The organism is Desulfovibrio sp. 1188_IL3213 (genome assembly GCF_036763145.1).
In the GTDB taxonomy this organism is placed as follows: domain Bacteria; phylum Desulfobacterota; class Desulfovibrionia; order Desulfovibrionales; family Desulfovibrionaceae; genus Desulfovibrio.
On the sequence record NZ_JBAIYR010000250.1, the window covers coordinates 1 to 3406 of the forward strand.

5 protein-coding genes are annotated in these 3406 nt (G+C 60.2%); all 5 read left to right on the top strand.

The features are described from left to right. The first annotated feature begins 135 nt into the window (after positions 1-135). The gene (locus V6C16_RS09685; protein WP_333543091.1) at positions 136-678 is read left to right on the top strand and encodes a site-2 protease family protein; all 543 of its coding nucleotides are present in this window, start codon (positions 136-138) and stop codon (positions 676-678) included. Positions 679-697: 19 nt separating this feature from the next. Further along, a complete protein-coding gene (trpS, locus tag V6C16_RS09690) occupies positions 698-1687 on the top strand; it encodes a tryptophan--tRNA ligase (RefSeq protein WP_333534736.1) in 990 nt (329 codons plus the stop codon). Beyond that, entirely contained in the window at positions 1688-2125 is a 438-nt protein-coding gene (gene ruvX, locus V6C16_RS09695) for a Holliday junction resolvase RuvX (RefSeq protein ID WP_333543092.1), read from the top strand. It begins immediately after the preceding gene. Then, a complete protein-coding gene (gene mltG / locus V6C16_RS09700; RefSeq protein ID WP_333543093.1) occupies positions 2122-3171 on the top strand; it encodes an endolytic transglycosylase MltG in 1050 nt (349 codons plus the stop codon). The genes ruvX and mltG overlap by 4 nt, the downstream gene beginning before the upstream one ends. A 9-nt stretch (positions 3172-3180) precedes the next feature. Then, a partial coding sequence (locus tag V6C16_RS09705; RefSeq protein ID WP_333543094.1) for a hypothetical protein occupies positions 3181-3406 on the top strand: 226 nt, incomplete at its 3' end.

Here is a 3406-nt window from a genome sequence, read left to right on the forward strand (position 1 = left end):
AAAACAAGCCGCCCCTGCCGCAACCGGCACAAAGGCAAAGAAAGCACGGCGCAAACGCCACGGGACACGCTCACACCGAGAGCATATATCTCATGTTAACTTCGCCCGTTACGGCACACAGCAGAGCACGCCCGCATGATGGGGCGGCTGACCCTCAACCCGCTGCCGCATATCGACCCGATGGGGCTGATGGTCTTCGGACTCACAAGCCTCAGCGGCTCCTTTGTTTTCGGCTGGGCCAAGCCTGTGCCGGTCAATCCGCGCTATTTTCGCGATCCGGCCAAGGGCATGATGCTGGTCGCCCTTGCGGGACCGCTGACCAACTTTATTCTGGCGGGAATTTTCGGCGTGCTGCTGCGCCTGACCCTGAATTTTTTTCCGCCCATTGAATGGCAGTACAGCAATTTCTACATTTTTGCCCTCAAATCCATGCAGGCAGGGGTTGTCATCAATTTCGGCCTGGGCTGGCTGAACCTGCTGCCCATCCCGCCGCTGGACGGAAGCAAGGTTGTAGCCTATTTTTTGCCCTTTAATGCAGCCTTGCGCTATCTGAGCGTCGAACGCTTCGGCTTTATCATCCTGCTGGGCCTGTTGTTCACCGGCCTGCTGGGCATGGTGCTGGGGCCGCTGGTGAGCGGCAGCGCCCGTGGCCTGTTGTCTCTGTTGGGCATTTTATAATTTCAAAGGACTGTTTTTCATGAGCAAAGAACTGCGCACTGTTTCCGGCATGCGGCCCACCGGCCCCCTGCACCTCGGCCACTACTTCGGCGTGCTGAAAAACTGGGTCGAATTGCAACACACGGAAGAGGCATACTTTTTTGTGGCAGACTGGCACGCCCTTACCAGCGATTATGCCGATCCGTCCAAAGTGGGCCAAAACATTCGCGAAATGGTCAAGGACTGGGTGGGCGCCGGCCTCAATCCCGAAGACTGCGTGATCTTCCGCCAGTCCGAGGTAAAGGAACATGCCGAACTTTCGCTGTTGCTCTCTATGATTACGCCCGTGTCCTGGCTTGAGCGCAACCCCACCTACAAGGAACAGCAGCAGCAGATCAGCAACAAGGACCTCGGCAATGCGGGTTTTCTGTGCTACCCCGTGCTCATGGCGGCGGACATCCTCATGTACCGCCCCCACGGCGTGCCTGTGGGCGAAGACCAGTTGCCCCATATGGAACTGACCCGCGAAATCGCCCGGCGCTTCAACTATCTTTACGGCGGCGACCTGCTGCCCGAACCCAAGGCCATGCTCACCCCGGCAGCCAAATGCCCCGGCCTTGACGGGCGCAAAATGTCGAAAAGCTACAACAACGGCATTTTTCTGTCAGACAACATGGCGGATATTCAGGAAAAAGTGCGTGGCATGTTTACCGACAAAGCCCGCCTGCGCAAATCCGACCCCGGCAATCCCGATGTCTGTAATCTCTTTCCGTACCACGTGCTTTTGAGCAGCGCCGAAGAACAGGCAGAAATCCGCCAGGGCTGCACCGCCGCTACACTGGGCTGTGTGGACTGCAAAAAAATATTCCTCAGAAACCTTGAAACATTCCTGACGCCCTTGCAGCAGCGCCGCGCCGTGCTCGATGCCAATCCCGCCCGGGTAGACGAAATCCTCGCTCACGGCAATGAACGCGCCCGCGCCTTTGCCTGCCAAACCATGAGTCTGGTACGCGAAAAAATGGGGCTGTAGTTGAAATTTGTAAGTGTGGATTACGGCCTGGCCCGCACGGGCCTGGCCGTGTCGGACCCTGACGGGCGCATGGCCTTCCCTCTGGCGACCGTGCGCCTGCAAGACTATACTGACCGCAAGCTCTTTCTCGCCGCCCTGGCGGAAAAAATCATCGAAACCGGGGCGGAAGCGGTTGTGGTGGGCCTGCCCCTCACGCAGGACGGGGAAGAAAGCCTGATCACAAGGCAGGTGCGCAATGTTACCCAGCGCCTCAAGCGTCGCGTGCCTCTGCCTTTTTATTACATGGTCGAAGAGCTGAGTTCCGAAGAAGCCTGGGCCGACCTGCGCGAAGCCGGGCTGAAGATGCGCAAGCGCAAGGCCGTGCTTGACCAGCAGGCCGCGGTCCGCATCCTGTCATCCTTTCTATCCCTTGCCCCGCAAGAGCGGAGTCCCGCATGAAAATACTGCTGCGCCTGCTCGGACTGCTGTTGCTGCTGGCCCTTGCCGGCGGCGGCTGGCTTGCTTACGAGGCTCATACCTTCCTCAACACCCCGGCGCAAAGCGAAGGGCAGGAAGTCTTTTTTGACGTGCCGCCCGGCGCGCGCTTTGCCCAGGTGGCGGCAGGGCTTGAGCAGAAGGGCATCATTACCGATGCCCGCCGCTTCACCCTGCTGGCCCGCTACAAGGAATGGGACAGCCGCCTTCAGGCCGGGCGTTTTGCCCTCAATTCCGGCTGGCTGCCCGAAAAGGTGCTGGATACGCTGGTCAACGGCCGCCCGGTGCTTTTCCGCATCACCATACCCGAGGGCCTCACATGGTGGCAGACCGGCAAACTGCTGGAAGAAGCGGGGCTTGTACGCTTTGACGACTTCCGCCAGGTCGTGATGGACCCGGCCTTTCTGCGGCACTACGGCATCCCCTTTGCCACGGCCGAGGGCTTTCTTATGCCGGACACCTATCTGCTGAAGAAAGCTGACGAACCGGATATGGCCCAGGCCCGCAGCGTGGCCGGGCGCATGGTGGACAACTTCTGGCGCAAGGCCGCCCCCGTGTGGCCCGACGGAAAAAAACCCGCCGTGGACCAGTTGAAAACCTGGGTGATCCTGGCCTCGGTGGTGGAAAAAGAAACCGGCGTTGAGGCCGAGCGCCCGCGCGTGGCCGGGGTTTACCAGAACCGCCTGGCCCGCAACATGATCCTTCAGGCCGACCCCACGGTCATTTACGGCCTTGGCCCGGCCTTTGACGGCAATCTGCGGCGCAGCCACCTGGATGATCCCAACAACCTGTACAATACCTATCAGCGGCCGGGGCTGCCGCCCGGCCCCATATGCTCGTTCGGCATGACGGCGCTCAAGGCAGCCATCGAGCCGGAAAAACATAATTTTCTGTACTTTGTCGCCATCACGGACGGCGGCGAGCATGCTTTTTCCACCAATCTTGCGGACCACAACAAGGCCGTGCGCCAGTACCTGCAAAACAGGCGCAAAGCCCAGCAGAGCCGCTAAGGAGGCCCGGTGAAATACCTCATTGTCGAAGACTTTTCCGGCCAGCCCGTACCCTTTGTCTTTCCCCGCCGCGTTGACCACGGCGATATGCGCGAGCAACTGCCCTACGGCCAGGTGCTTTCCGCCGGTTTTCTGGAACTTGGCCCTCAGGGCTTTGTCTGTTCCGGCGGTCACGCCGAGCTGGGCCTCAAGGCCCGGCCGCAGGAAGACGCGGCCATCATTGCCGAGGCCCTGC

Bases quoted from the DNA above. Each gene is read 5' to 3' on its own strand.
- V6C16_RS09685 (WP_333543091.1), top strand. From the start codon at position 136: ATGATGGGGCGGCTGACCCTCAACCCGCTGCCGCATATCGACCCGATG.
- mltG (WP_333543093.1), top strand. From the start codon at position 2,122: ATGAAAATACTGCTGCGCCTGCTCGGACTGCTGTTGCTGCTGGCCCTT.
- trpS (WP_333534736.1), top strand. From the start codon at position 698: ATGAGCAAAGAACTGCGCACTGTTTCCGGCATGCGGCCCACCGGCCCC.